19 protein-coding genes are annotated in these 22488 nt (G+C 69.7%); 18 read left to right on the plus strand and 1 reads right to left on the minus strand.

The features are described from left to right. Window positions 1-130: 130 nt before the first annotated feature. The 10 genes from ACZ562_RS28520 (at window position 131) to ACZ562_RS28565 (ending at window position 12210) form a co-directional block, all read left to right on the plus strand. A complete protein-coding gene (locus ACZ562_RS28520) occupies window positions 131-1177 on the plus strand; it encodes an ABC transporter permease (protein ID WP_471184744.1) in 1047 nt (348 codons plus the stop codon). A gap of 98 nt (window positions 1178-1275) precedes the next feature. Then, window positions 1276-3081 (plus strand): ABC transporter substrate-binding protein, encoded by a 1806-nt coding sequence (locus ACZ562_RS28525; RefSeq protein ID WP_471184746.1) that lies wholly within the window; start codon window positions 1276-1278, stop codon window positions 3079-3081. A 99-nt stretch (window positions 3082-3180) separates the two neighbouring features. Then, window positions 3181-4158, plus strand: a complete 978-nt coding sequence (locus ACZ562_RS28530) for an ABC transporter permease (protein WP_471184748.1) — start codon at window positions 3181-3183, stop codon at window positions 4156-4158. A gap of 15 nt (window positions 4159-4173) precedes the next feature. Then, entirely contained in the window at window positions 4174-5235 is a 1062-nt protein-coding gene (locus ACZ562_RS28535; protein WP_471184751.1) for an ABC transporter ATP-binding protein, read from the plus strand. Window positions 5236-5248: 13 nt separating this feature from the next. Beyond that, on the plus strand, window positions 5249-6400 hold the full coding sequence (locus ACZ562_RS28540) for an ABC transporter ATP-binding protein (RefSeq protein WP_471184754.1): 1152 nt from the start codon (window positions 5249-5251) through the stop codon (window positions 6398-6400). A gap of 198 nt (window positions 6401-6598) precedes the next feature. Beyond that, a complete protein-coding gene (locus ACZ562_RS28545; protein ID WP_471184755.1) occupies window positions 6599-8233 on the plus strand; it encodes a peptide ABC transporter substrate-binding protein in 1635 nt (544 codons plus the stop codon). Between the two features lie 6 nt (window positions 8234-8239). Continuing rightward, window positions 8240-9163, plus strand: coding sequence for an ABC transporter permease (locus ACZ562_RS28550; RefSeq protein ID WP_471184758.1), 924 nt, complete (start codon window positions 8240-8242; stop codon window positions 9161-9163). Further along, a complete protein-coding gene (locus ACZ562_RS28555) occupies window positions 9156-10163 on the plus strand; it encodes an ABC transporter permease (RefSeq protein WP_471184761.1) in 1008 nt (335 codons plus the stop codon). The genes ACZ562_RS28550 and ACZ562_RS28555 overlap by 8 nt, the downstream gene beginning before the upstream one ends. A 9-nt stretch (window positions 10164-10172) precedes the next feature. After that, entirely contained in the window at window positions 10173-11156 is a 984-nt protein-coding gene (locus tag ACZ562_RS28560) for an ABC transporter ATP-binding protein (protein ID WP_471184763.1), read from the plus strand. After that, window positions 11149-12210, plus strand: a complete 1062-nt coding sequence (locus ACZ562_RS28565; protein ID WP_471184766.1) for an ABC transporter ATP-binding protein — start codon at window positions 11149-11151, stop codon at window positions 12208-12210. The genes ACZ562_RS28560 and ACZ562_RS28565 overlap by 8 nt, the downstream gene beginning before the upstream one ends. A 211-nt stretch (window positions 12211-12421) precedes the next feature. Here the strand turns inward: ACZ562_RS28565 and ACZ562_RS28570 are convergent, their stop codons facing one another. After that, window positions 12422-14539, minus strand: coding sequence for a S9 family peptidase (locus ACZ562_RS28570; RefSeq protein ID WP_471184769.1), 2118 nt, complete (start codon window positions 14537-14539; stop codon window positions 12422-12424). A 177-nt stretch (window positions 14540-14716) separates the two neighbouring features. On the opposite strand from ACZ562_RS28570, the gene ACZ562_RS28575 reads away from it, so the two are divergent. The 8 genes from ACZ562_RS28575 to ACZ562_RS28610 all read left to right on the plus strand — a co-directional run bounded on the left by ACZ562_RS28575 (window position 14717) and on the right by ACZ562_RS28610 (window position 22486). Continuing rightward, entirely contained in the window at window positions 14717-14911 is a 195-nt protein-coding gene (locus ACZ562_RS28575; RefSeq protein WP_030038342.1) for a hypothetical protein, read from the plus strand. A gap of 41 nt (window positions 14912-14952) precedes the next feature. Continuing rightward, window positions 14953-15819, plus strand: a complete 867-nt coding sequence (mshB, locus tag ACZ562_RS28580) for an N-acetyl-1-D-myo-inositol-2-amino-2-deoxy-alpha-D-glucopyranoside deacetylase (RefSeq protein ID WP_471184773.1) — start codon at window positions 14953-14955, stop codon at window positions 15817-15819. Next, window positions 15816-16226 (plus strand): DUF6113 family protein, encoded by a 411-nt coding sequence (locus tag ACZ562_RS28585; RefSeq protein WP_471184775.1) that lies wholly within the window; start codon window positions 15816-15818, stop codon window positions 16224-16226. The genes mshB and ACZ562_RS28585 overlap by 4 nt, the downstream gene beginning before the upstream one ends. Window positions 16227-16382: 156 nt before the next feature. Beyond that, complete coding sequence (locus ACZ562_RS28590) at window positions 16383-18833, plus strand: DNA polymerase III subunit gamma/tau domain-containing protein (RefSeq protein WP_471184778.1); 2451 nt, start codon at window positions 16383-16385, stop codon at window positions 18831-18833. Window positions 18834-18982: 149 nt separating this feature from the next. Next, window positions 18983-19933, plus strand: coding sequence for an ABC transporter ATP-binding protein (locus tag ACZ562_RS28595; protein WP_471184780.1), 951 nt, complete (start codon window positions 18983-18985; stop codon window positions 19931-19933). Continuing rightward, entirely contained in the window at window positions 19930-20670 is a 741-nt protein-coding gene (locus tag ACZ562_RS28600) for an ABC transporter permease (protein WP_471184783.1), read from the plus strand. The genes ACZ562_RS28595 and ACZ562_RS28600 overlap by 4 nt, the downstream gene beginning before the upstream one ends. Window positions 20671-20675: 5 nt before the next feature. Beyond that, window positions 20676-21875 (plus strand): sensor histidine kinase, encoded by a 1200-nt coding sequence (locus ACZ562_RS28605; RefSeq protein WP_471184824.1) that lies wholly within the window; start codon window positions 20676-20678, stop codon window positions 21873-21875. Beyond that, a complete protein-coding gene (locus ACZ562_RS28610; protein ID WP_471184786.1) occupies window positions 21872-22486 on the plus strand; it encodes a response regulator in 615 nt (204 codons plus the stop codon). Before ACZ562_RS28605 ends, ACZ562_RS28610 begins: the two co-directional genes overlap by 4 nt. Window positions 22487-22488 lie beyond the last annotated feature (2 nt).

Raw genomic sequence — 22488 nt, forward strand, 5'->3', positions numbered from 1 at the left:
CGGTAGGGAGATCCCTCTGTCTTCCGCCCTTGACGCGCGTTGAATCCCTTGGCGAAAGTTCCCCCAAACCACAGAACCTGCCGGTATCTGTGCTGCGCTCAACTCTCAACCCCCCGGGGGAAGAACACACATGACCAGTCCAGCCAAGGCCGAGGGCACCGGGCCGTCGATCGCCTTGGACCCCGAGCTCGAGTCGAACCCCGAGCCCGCCAAGGCCGAGAAGAAACTCGAGGGCCGTTCTCCCGGCCAGTTGATGTGGCAGCGCTTCAAGCGTGACCGTACCGGTGTCATCTGCGCGTGGGTAGTGATTTTCTACTTCGTCGTCGCGTTGGCGGCTCCGCTGCTGACGAAACTGAGCGGGACCGACCCGTACACCCTGTACGGGCAGGACCCGACGTACGCGGACAGCCCCGTACTTGACGACTTCGGGCTCCCGCTGGGCTACTTCGGCGGTGTCTCCGGGGACCACTGGTTCGGTGTGGAGCCGCAGTACGGCCGTGACGTGTTCGCCATGCTGGTGTACGGCATGCGCACCTCGCTGTTCATGGCGCTCGGCGTGACCACCCTGCTCATGGTGACGGGTATCGTCATCGGCCTGATCGGCGGCTACTTCGGCGGTCGGACCGACTACTGGATCGGCCGGGTCACCGACTTCTTCCTCTCCTTCCCGCAGCAGCTGTTCTTCATCGCCTTCATGCCCGTCGTGACCGCGTTCTTCGTGGACCCGCGGGAGGAGACGCCCACGTACTTCCGGGCGCTGGCGATGCTGATCGTGCTGTGGCTGCTGGGCTGGATGGGCATGTCCCGACTCGTCCGTTCCACCGTCCTGTCCCTGCGTGAGCGGGAGTTCGTCGAGGCCGCCAAGGTCTCCGGCGCCTCCCCGTGGCGGATCGTCCGCAAGGAGATCCTGCCGAACGTGGTGACGCCGATCCTGGTGCAGTTCACGTACCAGCTGCCCAGCACCATTCTCACCATCGCCTTCCTCTCCTTCGCGGGCGTCGGCTTCGTCGAACCGACCCCGGACTGGGGGCGCTTGTTCGCCGCCGGCTCCGACTACGCGCAGCAGGACCCCGCGTTCATCTTCTTCCCGGGTGTGGCACTGGTGATCTTCGTCCTGGCCTTCAACCTCCTCGGAGACTCGGTCCGGGACGCATTCGACCCCAAGTCCGGGCGGTAATCGTCCAATGGTGGGGGGTGACTGCCGCCCCCGCGTCGGCCTACCAGCCGCGTCAGGCAGTACTCATGGATAACAACCGACAGGTAGGTATTCGCCACATGAAGCCATTCAGCTCGCGCAGAGCTCGCGCCGTCGTCGTCGCGCTCGCCGCCGGTTCCCTCGCTCTGACGGCCTGCTCGAAGAACGAGGGCGGCAAGTCCGGCACCGACTCCAAGAAGGACCAGAAGGAAGCCTCGGTCCAGTCGAAGTCGGTCACCTACGGCGACGCGGCCGCATCCACCGGTCCGGCCGCGGAGGTCCCCGGTGCCAAGAGTGGCGGCACCATCCAGGTCTACCAGGAGGCGGGTCTCTCCCACCTCGACCCGAGCCAGATCTACGTCTCGGACGCCGGCCAGGTCGCCAACCTGCTCTTCCGCCGCCTGACGCAGTTCCAGGAGGACGGCAAGGGCGGCGTCTCGGTCGTCGGCGACCTCGCCACCGACTCGGGCAAGTCCTCCGACGGCGGCAAGACCTGGACCTTCACCCTGAAGGACGGCATCAAGGACGCGAACGGCAGGGCCATCACGTCCGCCGACGTCCGCCACACCGTCGAGCGCCAGTTCGCGAAGTTCATCTTCGACGGCCCGCCCTACCTGCAGACCTGGCTCGCGGGCGAGAAGTACGCCGCGGACTACCGCAAGCTCCTGCCGGGCGGCGGCTTCGACGGCAAGCACCTGCCGGCCTCCGTCCTGGACACCCCGGACGACAAGACGGTCGTCTTCCACTTCGACCAGGCGCGCCCGGACCTGCCGCAGACGCTGGCCATGGCCGGTTACGCAGTCGTCCCGGAGAAGACGGACACGAAGGAGAAGTACGACAAGGCCCCGGTCGCCACGGGCCCGTACAAGATCGCTTCGTACAAGCTCGGCAAGTCCCTGGTGCTCGAGAAGAACACCAACTGGGACCCGAAGACCGACTCCGTGCGCCACCAGTACCCGGACAGCTTCAACTTCCAGTTCGGCATCACCGAGTCGACCCAGACCAAGCGTCTGATCGCCGACCAGGGTGACGACAAGAACGCCATCCAGCTCACCGGCGCCGTCGAGGCCACGCAGATCCAGGACGTCATCGGCACCCCGACCGTCAACAAGCGCACGACCAAGGGCTACCAGCCCTACGTCATGCAGCTGAGCTTCAACCTGGACCGCGTGAAGGACAAGAAGGTCCGCGAGGCCATCACCTACGCCGTCAACTCCAAGTCGCTCATCGCCGGTGAGGGCGGTGCCTACGGCGGCGACGTGGCCCCGAACTACTTCGCCCCGACCCTGCCGGGCTACGAGGCGAAGTACGACCCGTACGGCCGTCTGAAGACCCCGCAGGGCAACATCGCGAAGGCCAAGGAGCTCCTGGAGGGCGTCCCGGCCGCCGAGAAGAAGGTCGTCTTCGCCTACGCCAACAGCGAGGCCGGCCAGAAGCGCAAGGTCGCCATCGAGGACGCGCTGACCAAGGTCGGCCTCGACGTCGTCTCCAAGGAAGTCGACGCCGCGAGCTACTACGAGCAGATCGGCAAGCTGGACAACCCGTACGACATGTACATCACGGGCTGGGGCCAGGACTGGCCGTCGGCCGGCACCGTGATCACGCCCGTCTACGACCCGTCCCAGGTCGCCGACGGTTCGCCGAACTACTCGCACGTCAAGGACGAGAAGGTCAAGGAGCTCATCAAGACCGCCCTGTCCCAGGAGCCGACCGAGGCCGCGAAGACCTGGAAGGAAGCCCAGCACTACCTGCTGGAGACCGTCCTTCCGGCCGCTCCGCTGTGGTACACCAAGCAGTTCCAGCTCTCCGGTTCCCACATCGGTGGTGCCCGCTACGGCTCGGTGTCCAGCCTGATCGACATCAACCGTCTGTTCGTGAAGTCGTAACTCTCTACGGCTGATCGTGGGGGCGCGCACCAGGCGGAGCGTGCCCCCGCAGTCCCGTGAAACCCCTCCACCGTCTCCGCAGAGAGCAGCCTTCCCGCCATGCTTCAGTTCATCATCCGGCGCACGGTCGGTGCCGTCGTCACCCTGTTCCTCATCGGCGCCGCCACGTTCTTCCTGTTCGTCGCCGCGCCCTCCGACTACGCCTCCCTGGCCTGCGGAAAGGACTGCTCTCCCCAGAGACTGGAGGACATCCGCCAGGCTCTCGGCCTCAACCTGCCGCTGCACCAGCAGTTCTGGGACTTCATGTCCGGCATCGTGACGGGCCGTGACTTCCCGACCGGCCACTGCAACGCCCCGTGCCTCGGCATGTCGTTCTACTCGGGCGACCCGGTCTGGTCCACGATCCTGGACCGCTTCCCGACCACCCTGACCCTCACCGCGGGCGGCGCGGTCGTCTTCCTGGTCGTCGGCGTCGGCGCGGGCATGCTCGCCGCGTACAAGCGGGGATCACTGGTCGACAAGATCGCCACCGGCGGGTCGATGGTGCTCAGCTCGTTCCAGATCTACTTCCTCGGCCCGATCGTTCTGATCATCTTCGTGTACAGCACGGGCCTGATGGAGAACCCCAAGTACGTGCCCATCACCCAGGACCCGTTGGGCTGGTTCATGGGCATGCTCCTGCCCACGCTCGTGATGGCCACCATCTTCACGGCGCAGTACACGCGTATGGCGCGCTCGTCGATGATCGAGCAGCTCGCCGAGGAGCATGTGCGCACCGCCCGCGCCAAGGGCATGCCGAGCAGGTACGTGTTCTTCCGCTACGCCTGGCGCGGTTCGCTCATCCCGATCATCACCGTCCTCGGCATGGACGTCAGCGGCATGCTCGGCGGTGCCGTGGTCACCGAGATCACCTTCTCCCTCCAGGGAATCGGCCGCCTCGCCGTGACGGGCGCGCAGACCAAGGACCTGCCCCTGACCATGGGCGTCATGCTGTTCGGTGCCTTCTTCATCCTGATCTTCAACATCCTCACCGACATCGCGTACGCCTACATCGACCCGCGCGTCCGGCTCTCCTAGGAAGAACGAACCACCGTGACCACACTGACCAAGACCGAGGACGCCCCGGCCCCGACCGGCCCGGAGAGCTTCCTGTCGGTGCGTGATCTGAAGGTGCAGTTCTCCACCGAGGACGGCATCGTCAAGGCGGTCGACGGCCTCTCCTTCGACGTCGAGCGCGGCAAGACCCTGGGCATCGTCGGCGAGTCCGGCTCCGGCAAGTCCGTCACCAACCTGACGATCCTGGGCCTGCACAACCCCCGCACCACCACCATCGACGGCGAGATCGTCCTCGACGGCAAGGAACTCGTCACCGCCACCGAGAGGGAGCTGGAGCGGCTCCGCGGCAACAAGATGGCGATGATCTTCCAGGACCCGCTGACCGCCCTGTCGCCGTACTACACGGTGGGCCGCCAGCTGTCCGAGCCGTTCATGAAGCACACCGGCGCCTCCAAGAAGGAGGCGAAGGACCGGGCGGTCCAGATGCTGGAGAAGGTCGGCATCCCGCAGCCCAAGACGCGCTTCGACGACTTCCCGCACCAGTTCTCCGGCGGTATGCGCCAGCGCGCGATGATCGCCATGGCGCTGATGTGCGACCCCGACCTGCTGATCGCCGACGAGCCGACCACCGCGCTCGACGTGACCGTGCAGGCCCAGATCCTGGACCTGCTCAAAGACCTCCAGCAGGAGTTCGGCTCCGCGATCATCTTCATCACCCACGACCTCGGCGTCATCTCCAGCATGGCCGACGACCTGCTGGTGATGTACGCGGGCCGGGCCGTCGAGCGCGGCAGCGTCCGCGAGGTCATGCGCGAGCCCCGGCACCCCTACACCTGGGGTCTGCTCAGCTCCATGCCCCGGCTGGACAGTGACGTCGAGGAGGCGCTCGTGCCGATCCCCGGCTCGCCGCCCTCGCTTCTCAACCCTCCCTCGGGCTGCCCCTTCCACCCTCGGTGCACCTTCAAGGACGAGGTGCCCGGCACGCTGTGCACCGACAGCCGGCCGCCGCTGGCCCAGGGCCGTGCCGCCGCCTGCCACCTGACGGACGAGCAGAAGCAGACCATCTTCGTCGACAAGATCCAGCCCCGGCTGCGCTAGGGAGAACCGAGACATGAGCGAGAACCTCACCCTCCCCGCACAGCAGGGCTCCACCGGCACGGCCCCGGCCGAGACGCTGCTCGAGGTCAAGGGACTGACCAAGCACTTCCCGATCTACGGCGGCTTCCCGATCAAACGCAAGGTCGGCGCCGTCCAGGCCGTCGACGGCGTCGACCTGAGCGTCGGTGTCGGCGAGACGGTCGGTCTGGTGGGCGAGTCCGGCTGCGGCAAGTCGACCACGGGCCGGCTCATCACCCGTCTGCTGGACCCGACCGGCGGAACGATCACGTACGCCGGTCAGGACATCACCCGGGCCTCGCGCAGGCAGCTGGCGCCGGTGCGGTCCGAGATCCAGATGATCTTCCAGGACCCGTACTCCTCGCTGAACCCGCGGCAGACCGTCGGCACGATCATCAAGTCGCCGATGGAGGTCAACGGGATCGAGCCGGAGGGCGGCCGGGAGAAGAGGGTCAGGGAGCTGTTGGAGCTCGTGGGCCTCAACCCCGAGCACTACAACCGCTTCCCGCACGAGTTCTCCGGCGGTCAGCGGCAGCGCATCGGCGTGGCCCGCGCGCTGGCCCTGAACCCGAAGCTGATCGTCGCCGACGAGCCGGTCTCCGCGCTGGACGTGTCGATCCAGGCTCAGGTGGTCAACCTGCTCAAGCAGGTCCAGGACGAACTGGGCATCGCCTTCCTCTTCATCGCGCACGACCTGGCCGTCGTACGGCACTTCTCGCAGCGTGTCGCGGTGATGTACCTCGGCAAGGTCGTCGAGGTCGGCGACCGGGACTCGATCTACAACCGGCCGCGGCACCCGTACACCCACGCGCTGCTGTCGGCCGTGCCCGAGGTCGAGGTCGACGACGACGCGGAGCGCCGTGAGCGGATCCGTCTCTTCGGTGACGTCCCCTCGCCGATCGCCCCGCCGTCCGGCTGCCGTTTCCGCACCCGCTGCTGGAAGGCGCAGGACAAGTGCGCGACCGAGGAGCCGCCGCTGGTCCAGATCTCCGGCAACCGCGCCGGGCACCTGACGGCTTGCCACTTCCCGGAGGACCCCACAACGGAGGCCCGTGACCAGGACGTCATCCTCGACCCGGCGCTGAAGGCGCTGGAGGAGCACGCCGGGAGCGAGAACACCGCGAAGGGTTCCGTCGGCAAGGACTGACGCCGGCTCGGACATACGCCAGGGTGACGCGACCGGGGGCGGAGGCGACGGCCTCCGCCCCCGGTCGCGTTTTCTGAGGTGCCCCACCCCCCGAAAGGGTGGAGTACGTGTGCGATGAGCACTTTATGGGTCGATATTGACCGATAAAGGATCAATGCACCGGCGCTGGTGCCCAGCGCCCTCACGAGGAGGCACTCCATGCGCGGAGCCACGCACGCCGGACGGGCCGCATGCGCGGTGGTGGTAGCCCTCGCGGCGACGGCCTGCGGGGGCGGGGACAGCGGCACCGGCAGCGAGGACGGCAGCGCGACGCTCAGCTCCTCCTGGGGGGACCCGCAGAACCCGCTGGAGCCCGCCAACACCAACGAGGTGCAGGGCGGCAAGGTCCTCGACATGATCTTCCGGAGCCTGAAGAAGTACAACCCGGAGACCGGTGCGGCCGAGGACATGCTGGCCGAGAAGATCGAGACCACGGACTCGCAGAACTACACCATCACCATCAAGAGCGGGTGGACCTTCAGCAACGGCGAGGCCGTCACCGCCAAGTCCTTCGTCGACGCCTGGAACTACGGCGCCAGCCTGAAGAACAACCAGCGGAACGCGTACTTCTTCGGCTATATCGACGGCTACGACAAGACCCACCCGGAGGACGGCAGCAAGCAGAGCGCCGACACCCTCTCCGGTCTCAAGGTCGTCGACACCAGGACCTTCACCGTCAAACTCAGCCAGAAGTTCTCGACGTTCCCCGACACGCTCGGCTACCCCGCCTTCGCGCCGCTGCCCCAGGCCTTCTTCGACGACCACGACGCCTGGCTCCAGAAGCCGGTCGGCAACGGGCCGTACACCATCGACTCGTACACCAAGGGCTCGCAGATGGCCCTGAAGAAGTGGGACGGCTACCCCGGCACGGACAAGGCCCAGAACGGCGGTGTGACCCTGAAGGTCTACACCGACAACAACACGGCTTACACCGACCTCATGGCCGGCAACCTCGACCTCGTCGACGACGTCCCGGCCGCCCAGCTCAAGAACGCCCAGAGCGACCTCGGTGACCGGTACATCAACACCCCCGCGGGCATCATCCAGACCCTCGCCTTCCCGTACTACGACCCGGACTGGAACAAGCCCGGTTCGGCGAAGGTCCGCAAGGGCCTGTCCATGGCGATCAACCGCGACCAGATCACGCAGACGATCTTCCAGAAGACCCGCACCCCCGCCACGGACTGGAGTTCACCGGTCCTCGGCGCGGACGGCGGCTTCAAGAAAGGCCTGTGCGGCGACGGCTGCGAGTACGACCCGGACGAGGCGAAGAAGCTGATCGAGGAGGGCGGCGGCCTGCCCGGCGGCCAGGTCAAGATCACGTACAACGCGGACACCGGCTCCCACAAGGAGTGGGTCGACGCGGTCTGCAACTCCATCAACAACGCGCTCGACAACGACAAGGCCTGCGTCGGCAACCCGGTCGGCACCTTCGCCGACTTCCGCAACCAGATCACCGACAAGAAGATGAGCGGGCCGTTCCGGGCAGGGTGGCAGATGGACTACCCCCTCATCCAGAACTTCCTCCAGCCGCTCTACTACACCAACGCCTCCTCCAACGACGGCAAGTGGTCCAACGAGGACTTCGACGACCTCGTCGACCAGGCCAACACCGAGACCGACACCGCCACGGCGGTCCAGTCGTTCCAGCAGGCCGAGGAGGTCGTCCGCGACAACATGGCCGCCATCCCGCTCTGGTACCAGAACGGCAGCGCCGGCTACTCGGAGCGGCTCTCGGACGTCAGGCTCAACCCGTTCAGCGTCCCCGTCTACAACGAGATCAAGGTCAGCTGAGCCGCCATGGGTCGCTACGTCGTCCGGCGCCTGCTGCAGATGATCCCGGTCTTCTTCGGCGCCACGCTGCTGATCTTCCTGATGGTGAACGTGATGGGCGACCCCATCGCGGGCCTGTGCGGCGACAAGCAGTGCGACCCGGCCACGGCCGCCCAGCTGAAGAAGGAGTTCGGCCTCGACAAGCCGGTCTGGCAGCAGTACCTGACCTACATGGGGAACGTCTTCACCGGCGACTTCGGCACCGCGTTCAACGGCCAGGAGGTCACCGAGCTGATGGCGACGGCGTTCCCGGTCACCATCCGGCTCACCGTCGTGGCGATCCTCTTCGAGATCGTCATCGGCATCACGCTGGGCGTCGTCACCGGCCTGCGCCGCGGACGGCCCGTCGACACCTCGGTCCTCCTCCTCACCCTCGTCGTGATCTCCGTCCCCACCTTCGTCACCGGCCTCCTGCTGCAGCTACTGCTCGGCGTCGAGTGGGGCTGGATCAAGCCGTCGGTGTCCACGGACGCCACGTTCGGCGAGCTGATCGTGCCGGGCCTCGTCCTCGCCTCCGTCTCACTCGCCTACGTGACCCGGCTGACCCGCACCTCCATCGCGGAGAACAAACGGTCCGACTACGTCCGTACGGCCGTCGCGAAGGGACTGCCGAGACGACGCGTCACCACCCGGCACCTGCTGCGCAACTCGCTGATCCCCGTGGTCACCTTCATCGGCACGGACATCGGCGCCCTGATGGGCGGTGCGATCGTCACCGAGCGGATCTTCAACATCCACGGCGTCGGCTACCAGCTCTACCAGGGCATCCTCCGCCAGAACACCCAGACCGTCGTCGGCTTCGTGACGGTCCTCGTCCTGGTCTTCCTGATCGCCAACCTGCTCGTGGACCTCCTGTACGCGGTACTCGACCCCAGGATCCGCTATGCCTGAGCAGCCCTACGAGACCGAGGCCGCGATCGCCTCGACCGGCATGGGAGGCGCGATGGACCTCGCCATCGGCGAGGGCGAGACGCTGGAGCCGCAGTCATCAGCCGCCTCCGGCGGTCGGGCCCCCGGCGGGCCCGACCGCACCGGCCCCCAGGGCAAGCCCCGCTCCCTCTGGTCCGACGCCTGGCGCGACCTGCGCCGCAACCCCGTCTTCATCGTCTCGGGGCTGGTCATCCTCTTCCTCGTCGTCATCTCGGTCTGGCCGTCCCTGATCGCCTCCGGCAGTCCGCTCAAGTGCGACCTCGCCAGGGCCCAGGAGGGCTCCCAGCCCGGTGCGCCGTTCGGCTACGACGGCCAGGGCTGCAATGTCTACACCCGTGTCGTCTACGGCGCCCGTACGTCCGTCACGGTCGGTGTCTGCGCCACGCTCGGGGTCGCGATCCTCGGCTCGGTCCTGGGCGGGCTCGCCGGCTTCTTCGGCGGGCTCTCGGACTCGTTCCTGTCCCGGATCACCGACGTGTTCTTCGCCATCCCCGTCGTCCTCGGCGGTCTGGTCCTGCTGTCCGTGGTGACCAGCAACACCGTCTGGCCGGTCATCGGGTTCATGGTGCTCCTCGGATGGCCGCAGATCTCCCGGATCGCCCGCGGCTCGGTCATCACCGCCAAACAGAACGACTACGTCCACGCCGCACGGGCGCTCGGCGCCTCCAACTCCCGGCTGCTGCTTCGCCACATCGCACCAAACGCGGTCGCGCCGGTGATCGTCGTGGCGACCATCGCGCTCGGCACGTACATCGCGCTGGAGGCGACCCTGTCGTACCTCGGCGTCGGGCTGAAGCCGCCGACGGTCAGCTGGGGCATCGACATCTCCGCGGCGTCCCAGTACATCCGGCAGGCCCCGCACATGCTGCTGTGGCCCGCCGGGGCGCTCGCCGTCACCGTGCTCGCGTTCATCATGCTCGGCGACGCGGTGCGCGACGCCCTCGACCCGAAGCTGAGGTGAGCCGCCGTCATGCTGCTCGAAGTGCGTGACCTGCATGTGGAGTTCCGGACCCGGGACGGGGTCGCCAAGGCCGTCAACGGCGTCGACTACAGCGTGGACGAGGGCGAGACCCTCGCGGTGCTCGGCGAGTCCGGCTCCGGGAAGTCCGTGACCGCGCAGGCGGTGATGGGGATCCTCGACATCCCGCCCGGGAGGATCACCGGCGGTGAGATCCTCTTCCAGGGCCAGGACCTGCTCACGCTCAAGGAGGAGGAGCGCAGGAGGATCCGCGGCGCCGAGATGGCGATGATCTTCCAGGACGCGCTCTCGGCACTGAACCCCGTGCTCTCCGTGGGCGACCAGCTCGGCGAGATGTTCGTGGTGCACCGGGCGATGTCGAGGAAGGACGCGCGGGCGAAGGCCGTCGAGCTGATGGAACGGGTGCGCATCCCGGCCGCGGCCCAGCGGGTGCGCGACTACCCCCACCAGTTCTCCGGCGGCATGCGCCAGCGCATCATGATCGCCATGGCGCTGGCCCTCGAACCGGCGCTGATCATCGCCGACGAGCCGACCACCGCCCTCGACGTCACCGTCCAGGCCCAGGTCATGGAGCTGCTCGCCGAGCTGCAGCGCGAACTCGGCATGGGGCTCATCCTCATCACCCACGACCTCGGCGTGGTCGCCGACGTCGCGGACCGGATCGCGGTGATGTACGCGGGCCGGATCGTCGAGTCGGCCCCGGTCCACGACATCTACAAGGCGCCCGCCCACCCGTACACGAAGGGGCTGCTGGAGTCGATCCCGCGCCTGGACCAGAAGGGCCAGGAGCTCTACGCCATCAAGGGCCTGCCGCCCAACCTCATGCACATCCCGCCGGGATGCGCCTTCCACCCCCGCTGCCCGATGGCCCAGGACGTGTGCCGTACCGACGTGCCGCCGCTCTACGGCGTGGACGGTTCGGACACGGCCCGCGGAAGCGCCTGCCACTTCTGGAGGGAGTGCCTGCATGGCTGAGCCGATTCTGGAGGTCAGCGGGCTGGTCAAGCACTATCCGCTCACCCGGGGGATTCTGTTCAGGAAGCAGGTCGGGTCGGTGAAGGCGGTCGACGGCGTCGACTTCACCCTGGGCCAGGGCGAAACCCTGGGCATCGTCGGCGAGTCCGGCTGCGGCAAGTCGACGGTCGCCAAGATGCTCGTTCACCTGGAGAAGCCGACGGCCGGGACGATCAGCTACAAGGGCGAGGACATCACCGGTCTGTCCGGCCGCGCGCTGAAGGCCGTACGGCGCAACATCCAGATGGTCTTCCAGGACCCGTACACCTCCCTCAACCCCCGGATGACGGTGGGCGACATCATCGGAGAGCCGTACGACATCCACCCCGAGGTCGCGCCCAAGGGCGACCGGAGGAAGAAGGTCCAGGAGCTCCTCGACGTCGTCGGTCTGAACCCCGAGCACATCAACCGCTATCCGCACCAGTTCTCCGGCGGCCAGCGCCAACGCATCGGCATCGCACGGGGGTTGGCACTGCGCCCGGAGATCATCGTGGCCGACGAGCCGGTCTCCGCACTCGATGTGTCGGTGCAGGCCCAGGTGATCAACCTGATGGCGGGACTGCAGGACGAGTTCGACCTCTCCTACATCTTCATCGCCCACGACCTGTCGATCGTGCGGCACATCTCGGACCGGGTCGGGGTGATGTACCTCGGGCGGATCGTGGAGATCGGCAGGGACGCCGAGATCTACGACCATCCCACGCACCCCTACACCCAGGCGCTGTTGTCCGCGGTGCCCGTGCCCGACCCGGAGGCGCGGGAGCACCGGGAGCGGATCATCCTCGCCGGCGACGTGCCGTCCCCGGCGGACATCCCCTCCGGCTGCCGCTTCCGCACCCGCTGCTGGAAGGCGCGGGAGCGCTGCGCGCTGGAGGTGCCGGCGCTCGCGGTACCCGCCGAGTTCCGTTTCGCGAGCGGTCCCGCCGTCCATGACTCGGCCTGCCACTTCGCGGAGGAGAAACAGGTGGTGCCGCCGGAGAACGTGACGGACGATCACATGGCAGGGACGGACTAACCGACACAAACACCGGCGAACTGTGTTAACGCGCAGGCAACTTGGCCGACCCGGTCCCGATATACGGACACGTCACGCTGAACAGCGTACGGCCGTGCGGGTGCCGTAAGCGGGCCGGGGCGGCGCCATGTCACCCCGGCCCGCTGCTTTGCCGATCCTGTCGTCACATTCCCGTCGTCCGCCCGGAGGGCGGGCTCCGCGGCGTCAGGGCCTAGGCCAGGCCCAGGGAACGCTTGAGGAAGTCCACCTGGAGCAGCAGCAGGTTCTCCGCGACCTGTTCCTGCGGGGTCATGTGGGTCACGCCGGACAGGGGGAGCACCTCGTGCGGGCGGCCCGCGGCCAGCAGGGCGGAGGACAGCCGCAGGGCGTGGGCGACCACCACGTTGTCGTCGGCCAGGCCGTGCACGATCATCAGCGGACGGTGGGGCGTGGCGGGCGAGGACAGGCCCTCGTCGGTGACGAGGGAACTCTTGGCGTACGACGCCGGGTGCGCGGCCGGGTCGCCCAGGTACCGCTCCGTGTAGTGCGTGTCGTACAGGCGCCAGTCCGTCACCGGGGCGCCGGCGATGCCCGCGTGGAAGACGTCGGGGCGGCGCAGCACCGCGAGGCCGGCCAGCCAGCCGCCGTAGGACCAGCCGCGGATGGCCACCCGGGACAGGTCGAGAGGGTAGGTCCTGGCCAGGTCCTGGAGGGCCTCGATCTGGTCCTCGAGGGAGACCGTGAAGTCGTGGTGGACCGCCTTCTCCCAGGCGGGGGAGCGGCCGGGGGTGCCGCGGCCGTCGGCGACGACCACCGCGAAGCCCTGGTCCGCGAACCACTGCGAGGTGAGGTGCGCGTTGTGCGCGGCGACCACGCGCGGGCCGTGCGGCCCGCCGTAGGGGTCCATGAGGACGGGGAGGGGCGTGTCACCGGGGTAGTCCGTAGGCATAAGCACGGCGCACGGGATTCTGTGTGCGCCCCCCTGGGTGAGGGTCACGCGCGGGGACAAACCGGGATCTTCGGCGTATGAGGTGACAGCCGCCGCCCGCTTTCCGTCGCGCAGTACCTGTGCTCGGGTGCCCGGCCGGTCGAGCGTGGCGGAGACCAGTACCGTCACGCCCCCGGCGCGCACCGCCGAGTGCACGCCGGGCTCCTGCGAGACGCGCTCCACGCCGAGCTCGTTCACCCGGTACACGTGCACCTCGCCGGTCTCCGGGGCGGCGGCGCGCTCCCCGGCCGACGCCGAGACCAGCACGTCGTCGTCCCCCACGTCCAGCAGGGCGCGGACGTGCAGCTGTGCTCCCGTCAGCGGGCGTTCGCCGACCGCGAGGACCCGCGCGCCGCCCTCGTCGGCGATCCGCACGAGCTGTCCGGAGGGGCTCCAGCAGGGCACCCCGGCGAAAAGTTCCAGCCAAACCGGATCTTCGTCGGCGTGCACCATCCGGGTCGCTCCCGTCTCCGGGTCCACCGCCAGGAACAACTGGCTGCGCTGGTCGCGTGCCTGGACGAGCAGCAGCGGCGCACCCGCCGCTGACCAGTGCACATGTGCCAGATAAGGGAAGTGCGCCCGGTCCCAGACGACCTCCGTGCGCACCCCGTCCAGCCCGAACACGAACAGCCGTACGTCCGCGTTCTCGGTGCCCGCCGCCGGATACGCGACGTGTTGTGGATCACGCTCCGGGTGAGCCGGGTCGGAGATCCACCACCGCCGCACCGGCGTGTCGTCCACCCGCGCGACCAGCAGCCGGTCCGATTCCGGAGCCCACCAGAAGCCCCGCGACCGGCCCATCTCCTCGGCAGCGATGAACTCCGCCAGACCATAGGCGACCTCGGCCGCTTCCGGTGCGGCGACCGCCCGGTCGTCCTCGCCCTCCGCACCCACCACTCGCAGGGCCCCCTGCGCGACGTACGCGATGTGCCGGCCGTCGGGGGACGGGCGCGGGTCGATCACCGGCCCGGGGACCGCGAGTTCACGTGCCGTGCCCGCGCGCAGCTCCGCCGCGAAAAGCCGCCCTGACAAGGCGAAAGAGGCCAGCTCGACGGCCGTGTCGGTGGCGTAGCCGACGATGCCGGCGCCACCCTCGCGGCTCCGCTCGCGCCGTGCCCGCTCCTCGGGCGAGAGGTGCTCCGCGGCGCCGCCCAGGAGGGCCCGCGGGTCGGCCGCCACACGCTCCCCGCCCTCCGTCAGGTCGAGCACCCACAGTGCGTTCGCCCGGTCCGTGCCGGATGTCGAGCGCAGGAAGGCGACACGGGAACCGTCGGGCGCCACGGTGAACGCGCGCGGCGCGCCGAGCGTGAACCGCTGGGTGCGGGCGTGGCGGCGGGGGAAGGAGTCGGACGTCGTCGTCATGCCCTGACCATATTGGCCATGCGCCCCCTTGTGCGGCAGTGCGCCGACCGATGCGCGAGTGCGGATAGTTATGATCACTAGCGCATAGTGGGTATGAACCCGCTGGCTGCTGTATGGACTTGTCTGCCCCCTTAGTCCGACCCCCCGTGTCCCCGGGCCCTTTGGAGGTGAGCCGCCGTGGCACTCTCGATTTCGGCGGTGGTGCTGCTGGCGATCATCGTCTTCTTGTTGATCAAGAAGTCGGGGCTGAAAGGCGGGCACGCGGTCGTGTGCGTCCTCCTCGGCTTCTACCTGGCCTCGTCGACGGTCGCTCCGACGATCAGCGAGCTGACGACGAACATCGCGGGCATGATCGGCAGCATCAAGTTCTGACCCTGCTCGGGGCCGGAGCCGTCGCCTCGTAGGGTGGGTCCATGACGGAACTGCCCGCCCGTCGTCTGCTGCTGGTGCACGCGCACCCGGACGACGAGTCGATCAACAACGGCGCGACCATGGCCAAGTACGCGGCCGAGGGTGCGCGGGTGACGCTGGTCACCTGCACTCTCGGCGAGCGGGGCGAGGTCATTCCGCCCCATCTCGGGCATCTGGCAGGTGCCGCACTCGGCGAACACCGCCTGCGCGAACTCACGGCCGCGATGGGCGAACTCGGCGTCGAGGACTTCCGTCTGCTCGGCGGCCCGGGCCGCTACCGGGACTCGGGAATGATGGGCCTCGCCGACAACGACGACACCGCCTGCTTCTGGCAGGCCGACGTCGACGACGCCGCCCGGCTCCTCGTGGAGGTGATCCGCGACGTACGCCCCCAGGTCCTCGTCACCTACGACCCCGACGGCGGCTACGGCCACCCCGACCACATCCAGGCCCACCGCGTCGCCATGCGCGCCGTCGAGCTGGCCGCCGAGGCCGGCTGGGAGATCCCCAAGGTCTACTGGAACCGCGTCCCCCGCTCCGTCGGCGAGGAGGGCTTCGCCCGGCTCGAGCGGGACCTGCCGGACCTCCCCTTCGACAGGACGGCCACGCTCGACGACGTACCGGGCGTCGTGGACGACGAGCGGATCACCACGGAGATCGACGGCACCGCGCACGCGGCCGCCAAGAGGGCGGCGATGGGCGCGCACGCCACACAGATCGAAGTGGCCCCCGCCCAGCCGTACTTCGTGCTCTCCAACGAGCTCGCCCAGCCCGTCTTCACCACCGAGTACTACGAGTTGGTGCGCGGAGAGCATCCCTCCGGTGCGCGTGAGACCGATCTGTTCGCCGGGATCGGGGAGGCGTCATGAGCGACCGCACCTCGATGCTCGCCCAGCCGCTGCAGCGCCCCTCCGTCGCACGGGCCGCTGCCTACCTGGGGTTCTTCGTGCTCGGCGCACTGGTCGGCGCGGCCGGGGCGCTGGTGCAGGCCGGCTGGTTCCCGGGCGGACTCCTGCTCGCGCTCACGGGCGAGGCCGGGCTGTGCCTGGGCGCGGCGCGGGCCGCCGGCAGCCGGGGCGGGGCCGTCGCGTCCGCGGGCGGCTGGATGCTCGCCGTCATCCTGCTCACCACCAGCCGTCCGGAAGGCGACTTCGTCTTCGCCGCAGGAGCGGGCTCCTACCTCTTCCTGCTCGGCGGCATGGCCGTCGCTGTGATCTGCGCCACCCTTGGGCCGGGGCGGCAACCGCGCGGCGACGGCGTCCGACTTGGCAAGTGACGTACCACTTCGCCATATCTCGCGCGTGCGAGTCCCGTGTGGGTTTCCCCGGCGGTCCTGAGATACGCGCCAGAGGCGGCCAGTATGGTGGTGCGCGCCGCCGAGCCGCCCGAGAGAGGTCGAAACGGGCGGCGGAGCCAACCGGGAGAACCTGCCTTGAGTCGTGAAACTGACACTCCGTCCTCCGGGCCCGACGGGCGCGGCGGAGCCGCATACCCCTCGGGGACGCCGCCGTACGGAACCCCCATGGCTTCCGACGCCCATGCGGAAGCGGGCCGTTCGGCCGCGCAGCCGGAGGAACGCAAGACCGAAACCACGCTGACGACCCGGATCCGGATCAACATTCCCGGATCGCGGCCCATTCCGCCGGTCGTCGTCCGCACGCCGGTCGCGGACGCCCAGTCCTCCGACGACACCTCGGAGACCGAGATGCCGGCGCCCGGCGCCGCCTCCTCCACGGGTGCGGCCGAACGCCCCGCCGAGCCTTCGGCCGCGGCCGAGGAGAAGACCAGCGACTGGTTCGCGCCCCGCAAGTCCTCGCCGGCCAAGGGCAGTCAGGACGGCGGAGCCGCCAACGGTGCCGGTGTGCCCGGTGCTTCGGGGGTTCCGGCCGCGTCGAACGGTGCGGGTGCTCCCAAGGGTGCCGGTGTGCCCGGTGCTCCCGGTGCCGCGGGTGCTTCCGGCGGTGCGCGTCCTGAGGGCGCGCGTCCGAGCGCCGGCCGTCCCGGTGGCGTGGTCGGCTCGATGGGCCTGCCGGGCGGCTCCCGCTCCGGCGCTACGAACGGTGCCGGGCTCCCCGGCGCCACCGGCGGGCCCGTGGCCCCCGGACACGGCGGCGGCACCGGCTCCTTCGACGTCACCGAGGCGCTGGCCGCAGGACCGCTCGGTAACGGCGCACGCCCCGGCACGGGCAGCGGCGAGCCGCGCCGTGACGCCCTGCCGTACTTCTCGGAGAACGGGAACGGCGACCAGAACGGGCCGAACGGGCAGAATGCTCAGACCACCCAGAGCGCCCAGAGCGCCCAGAGCGCCCAGAGCACCCAGAACGGCTACGGCGGGCAGGGTGGCCCGAACGGCTACGGCGGCCCGAACGGCCAGGGTGGCTTCAACGCGCCGAACGGCCCCGGCCGTCCGGGCGGCCGGCAGGGCCCCGCGGGCCCGACCGGCGGCCCCGTCACCGGAGACGGCCCGCTGGTGCCGCCCGTCGGTGGCGGCCCCGGGATGGTTCCCGGCGCCCCGGGCACCCCGCCCGGCGCCCCCCGCCTCGGTGGCGGCCCCGGCACGGTTCCCGGCGCCCCGGGCACCCCGCCCGGCGCCCCCCGCCTCGGTGGCGGCCCCGGCACGGTTCCCGGCGGCCCGGGCACGCTGCCCGGCGCCCCCCGCGTCGGTGGCGGCCCCGGCGTCCCCGGTGGCGGCCTGAGCGACGACACCGCGATCCTCACCCCGCAGAAGCCCGCCCCCGAGCCCGGCCCCGGCGGCTACGGAGCGGCGGACAACGTCTCCGGGCACACCGTCACCAGCGGCATCCCCGTCGTGCCGTCGCCCGCCCAGAACGCGCCGTTCGGGCCGGGTGCCCGCGGTGACGGGCCGCTGTCGCACACGCCCCCGAAGCTGCCCGAGCCGGTCTCGCAGAACGTGCCCGCCGCCCCGGGCAAGAAGAAAAAGAAGGGCCGCAGCAAACTGGTGCTGCTCGGCGGCGGCGTGGTCGTCCTCGGCGGTGTCGCCTACGGCGCCGGGCTGCTGATGAACCACTCCGACGTGCCCAAGGGCACCACGGTGCTCGGCGTCGACATCGGCGGCGGCACGCGCGACGACGCCGTCAAGAAGCTCGACGACGCCTTCGGTGACCGTGTGAACAAGGCGCTGAAGCTGTCGGTCGGCGGCGACACCGTCTCGCTCAAGCCGGATCAGGCGGGGCTGCAGTTCGACACCCAGGCCACGGTCCGCGCGGCCGCGAAGAGCGACTACAACCCGGTCTCGGTCATCGGCTCGCTGTTCGGCAACCACCGGGTCGTGGAGCCGGTCATGCCGGTCGACGAGGAGAAGCTGCACGCCGAGCTGGCGGACGCCGCCGGCGGCTCCGGACCGGCGACCGACGGCACGATCAAGTTCCAGGCCGGCAAGGCCGTCGCCGTGTACGGCAAGGCGGGCAAGACCATCGACGTCGACAGGTCGACCCAGGCGGTCGAGGACGCGTTCCGGGCCCAGGTGGAGACCGACGCCCTCACCCCGGTGGCGGTCGCCACGACCACCAAGCAGCCGACGGTCTCGAACGCCGAGGTCGACCGGATGATGAAGAAGTTCGCGCAGCCCGCGATGTCGGCCAACGTCACGGTGCAGACGGACGCCGCGCACTCGATCGCCTTCAGCCCGCAGAACTCGCTGTGGAAGTTCCTCAGGGTCAAGGCCGTCGACGGCAAGCTCGTCGACGACTACGACGAAGCCGCGCTGAAGGAGCTCTACGGCCAGACCTTCGACGGTGTGCTGATCACCCGGGCCACCGGCAAGAAGACGGCCGTCACGGTCGAGGACGTCTACAGCGCCCTGCGCCTGGCGCTCATGAGCAAAACCGACCGGACCGCGGTCATAGACACCGACCCGAGCTAGCCCGGCCTCGCTCCACCGAGAGGGGCACCCCGGCGATCGCCGGGTGCCCCTCTCGTCGTACGTCACCGCTTGCGCATGACATCTGTCATCCGGCAGTCAGGACCGCCGACACTGCCGGCCGTCCGGCCCTCGCGGCCACGATGGATCACATGACGAGAACAGCGGCGACCACCACCCCGGTGGTCGGGTTCGATCAGGTGAGCAAGAGCTACGGGAGCGTACGGGCCGTCGACGGGCTGTCCCTCCGGCTGCACCCCGGCGAAACCGTGGCCCTGCTGGGCCCCAACGGGGCGGGCAAGTCCACCACCCTCGATCTGCTGCTCGGCCTCAAGCAGGCCGACACCGGCACGGTCCGCGTCCTCGGCGCCGGCCCGCGCGAGGCCATCGTCGCCGGGCGCGTGGGCGCGATGCTGCAGAGCGGCGGGCTGATGGACGAGGTCACGGCCGCCGAGTTGGTGCGGCTCGCCTGCGACCTGCACCCCAGGCCGTACCGCGTGAGGGACGTCCTCGCCAGGGCCGGCATCGCGCAGATCGCCGACCGCAAGGTCAACAAGCTGTCCGGCGGCCAGGCCCAGCGCGTCCGCTTCGCCCTCGCCACCGCCGGCGACAGCGACCTGATCGTCCTGGACGAGCCGACCACCGGTATGGACGTCACCGCCCGCCAGGCCTTCTGGGCCACCATGCGCGAGCAGGCCGACGAGGGCCGGACCGTCCTGTTCGCCACGCACTACCTGGAGGAGGCCGACGCGATCGCCGACCGCGTCCTCGTCCTGCACCGGGGCCGGCTGCTCGCGGACGGCACGGCGGCCGAGATCAAGGCGAAGGCGGGAGCACGCCGGATCTCCTTCGACCTGCTCGACGACCCGATCGACGAGACCTCCCTGCGCGCGCTGCCCTTCCTGACGTCGGTGGCGGTGTCCAACAGCGGCTCCGCCGCCGGCTCGGGGCGGACCGTCCGCATCCAGTCCAGTGACGCCGACGCGACCGTCCACGCCCTGTACGGCCTCGGCGTGTACCCCCGCAACCTCGAAGTCGCCGGGCTCGGGCTCGAGCAGGCGTTCGTCGCCATCACCGAGGCCGAGGAGGCCCGTACGTCATGAACAGTCTGATCAGGCTGGAACTCACCCGCGCCCTGCGCAACCGCAAGTTCCTGTTCTTCTCGGTGATCTACCCCTCGGCGCTGTTCCTGCTCATCGCGGGGAGTGCCGACAGCACCACCGAGGTCGACGGCACCGGCCTCACCCTGCCGACCTACATGATGGTCTCCATGGCCTCGTTCGGCGCCTTGACCGCCGTCCTGATGGGCAACAGCGAGCGCATCGCCAAGGAACGCGAGAGCGGCTGGGTACGGCAGCTGCGGCTGACCGCGCTCCCGGGGCGCGGCTACGTCCTCGCCAAGACGGCAGGTGCGGCCGTGGTCAGCCTGCCGTCGATCGTGATCGTCTTCGTCGTGGCCGCCGCGGTGAAGGACGTACGCCTGGACGCCTGGCAGTGGCTCGCCCTCACCGGCGCGATCTGGGCCGGCAGCCTCGTCTTCGCCGCGCTCGGCGTCGCCCTCGGCTATCTGGCGAGCGGGGACGCGGTCCGCCCGATCACGATGATCACCTACTTCGGGCTGTCCATGCTCGGCGGCCTGTGGATGCCGACGACGACCTTCCCCGCCTGGCTGCAGGACATCGCCGAGTGGCTGCCCACGCACGCGTACGCTGCCCTGGGGCGGGCGATCGAACAGAGTCAGGCCCCGCACGCCCAGGACATCGCCGTCCTCGCCGTCTACTTCGCCCTGTTCGCGGGCGGCGCGGCCTGGCTGTACCGGAAGGACACGCTGAAGGCGTGAGCGCCATGACGGAAGACCCGCTGTTCGAGCAAGCCGGACGGGAGCCGCTGATCCCCTTGGGCCAGGCGCCCCGCGACCGGCGCGGGCTGCTGCGACGCAAGGTGCTGTGGATCGGCGTCTGGCTCGTCTTCCTCAGCTCGCCGGTCCACGACCTCGTCTCCGGGAACCACACCACCGCGGGCACCGTGGCCGCCTGGCTGGGCCTGGCGGTCTTCGTCGGCGTCTATCTGGCGCTGGTCTTCCGGAACATGGGTGCCACGCCGTTCGCCCCCAACCTCGTCAACGGCCTGATCGTCGCGCTCGGCGCGCTCGCGACCCTGCTGTGCTTCACGCTCGGCGCCTCCTGGCTCGGCCTCTACTGTTACGTCTCCGTCGCCTGCGGCGTCACCCTCCCCCTGCGGGCGGCGTACTGGGCGATCCCGGGGACGGCCGGAGTGATGCTGCTGGTCGGGCTGCACGTCGGCGAGAGTGAAGCCCTGGATCTGGTCGTCCTGGTGCTCCTCATAGGCTTCGCGATGACCGGTGTCGTCCACCTGGTCCGCACGACGGTGGAGTTGCGCCAGGCCCGGGCCACCGTCGCCCAGCTGGCCGCCAACGAGGAGCGGCTGCGCCTGGCCCGCGATCTGCACGACCTGCTGGGACATTCCCTGTCCCTCATCACGTTGAAGAGCGAACTCGCGGGCCGCATGCTCCCCGGCCACCCCGACAAGGCGGCCCGGCAGATCGCCGACATCGAACAGGTCAGCCGCCAGGCGCTGGTCGACGTCCGGGAGGCCGTCACCGGCTACCGGCGCCCCCGCCTGGCCGCCGAACTCGCGGGCGCCCAGGTCGCGTTGACGGCAGCCGGCGTCACCGCCGACCTCCCCGCCGAACCGGACCTCAGCGGCGTCCCCGAGAACAGCGAGTCCGCCCTCGCCTGGGCGCTGCGCGAGGCGGTCACCAACGTCGTACGCCACAGCGGCGCGAGGCGCTGCACGGTCGAACTCCTGCGCCGCCAGACCCTCGGCGGGTCCGTGTTCGAACTGTCCGTCGAGGACAACGGCTCGGGCGGCTCCGGCAAGGGCCCCGGCAACGGCCTCACCGGCCTGGCCGAGCGGATGGAGAAGGCGGCCGGCTCGCTGGAGGCGGGCCGCACACGGCACGGCTTCCGGCTCGTCGCCCGCGTGCCCGCCGGTATCGCAGCGGACGTAGGATCCGGCGCATGAGCCCCACGATCAAGGTCCTGCTCGCCGAGGACCAGTCGATGGTCCGCGAGGCCCTGGCCGCCCTGCTCGGCCTCGAGGACGACATCGAGGTCGTCGCCCAGGTGGCCCGCGGCGACGAGGTGCTGGCGGCCGCCCGGGAACACGGCGTGGACGTGGCCCTGCTCGACATCGAGATGCCCGGCGCGACCGGCATCGAGGCCGCGGCCCTGGTGCGCAGGGAGCTCCCGGACGTGAAGCTGGTGGTCCTCACCACGTTCGGCCGCCCCGGCTACCTCCGCAGCGCCATGGAGGCCGGAGCCGACGCCTTCCTCGTCAAGGACGCCCCCGCTGCCCAACTGGCGGAAGCGGTACGGAAGGTGCTGGCGGGCCAGCGGGTGATCGACCCCACCCTGGCGGCGGCGGCCCTGGCGGAGGGCGCCAACCCCCTGACGGACCGCGAACGCGAGATCCTCCGCGCGGCGGCGGACGGCTCGACGAACGCGGAGCTGGCATCAGCACTCCACCTGTCCCAGGGCACGGTCCGCAACTACCTCTCGACGGCCATCCAGAAGCTGGCGGTACGGAACAGGGCGGAGGCGGTGAGGATCGCACGGGAGAAGGGTTGGTTGTAGGC

It is taken from the genome of Streptomyces sp. NPDC040410 (assembly GCF_055595715.1).

Coding starts and splice junctions, on each gene's coding strand:
- ACZ562_RS28570 (WP_471184769.1), bottom strand. CDS start 14,539: ATGACGACGACGTCCGACTCCTTCCCCCGCCGCCACGCCCGCACCCAG.
- ACZ562_RS28600 (WP_471184783.1), top strand. CDS start 19,930: ATGAACAGTCTGATCAGGCTGGAACTCACCCGCGCCCTGCGCAACCGC.
- ACZ562_RS28530 (WP_471184748.1), top strand. CDS start 3,181: ATGCTTCAGTTCATCATCCGGCGCACGGTCGGTGCCGTCGTCACCCTG.
- ACZ562_RS28605 (WP_471184824.1), top strand. CDS start 20,676: ATGACGGAAGACCCGCTGTTCGAGCAAGCCGGACGGGAGCCGCTGATC.
- ACZ562_RS28540 (WP_471184754.1), top strand. CDS start 5,249: ATGAGCGAGAACCTCACCCTCCCCGCACAGCAGGGCTCCACCGGCACG.
- ACZ562_RS28555 (WP_471184761.1), top strand. CDS start 9,156: ATGCCTGAGCAGCCCTACGAGACCGAGGCCGCGATCGCCTCGACCGGC.
- ACZ562_RS28545 (WP_471184755.1), top strand. CDS start 6,599: ATGCGCGGAGCCACGCACGCCGGACGGGCCGCATGCGCGGTGGTGGTA.
- ACZ562_RS28585 (WP_471184775.1), top strand. CDS start 15,816: ATGAGCGACCGCACCTCGATGCTCGCCCAGCCGCTGCAGCGCCCCTCC.
- mshB (WP_471184773.1), top strand. CDS start 14,953: ATGACGGAACTGCCCGCCCGTCGTCTGCTGCTGGTGCACGCGCACCCG.
- ACZ562_RS28560 (WP_471184763.1), top strand. CDS start 10,173: ATGCTGCTCGAAGTGCGTGACCTGCATGTGGAGTTCCGGACCCGGGAC.
- ACZ562_RS28525 (WP_471184746.1), top strand. CDS start 1,276: ATGAAGCCATTCAGCTCGCGCAGAGCTCGCGCCGTCGTCGTCGCGCTC.
- ACZ562_RS28595 (WP_471184780.1), top strand. CDS start 18,983: ATGACGAGAACAGCGGCGACCACCACCCCGGTGGTCGGGTTCGATCAG.
- ACZ562_RS28520 (WP_471184744.1), top strand. CDS start 131: ATGACCAGTCCAGCCAAGGCCGAGGGCACCGGGCCGTCGATCGCCTTG.
- ACZ562_RS28565 (WP_471184766.1), top strand. CDS start 11,149: ATGGCTGAGCCGATTCTGGAGGTCAGCGGGCTGGTCAAGCACTATCCG.
- ACZ562_RS28550 (WP_471184758.1), top strand. CDS start 8,240: ATGGGTCGCTACGTCGTCCGGCGCCTGCTGCAGATGATCCCGGTCTTC.
- ACZ562_RS28610 (WP_471184786.1), top strand. CDS start 21,872: ATGAGCCCCACGATCAAGGTCCTGCTCGCCGAGGACCAGTCGATGGTC.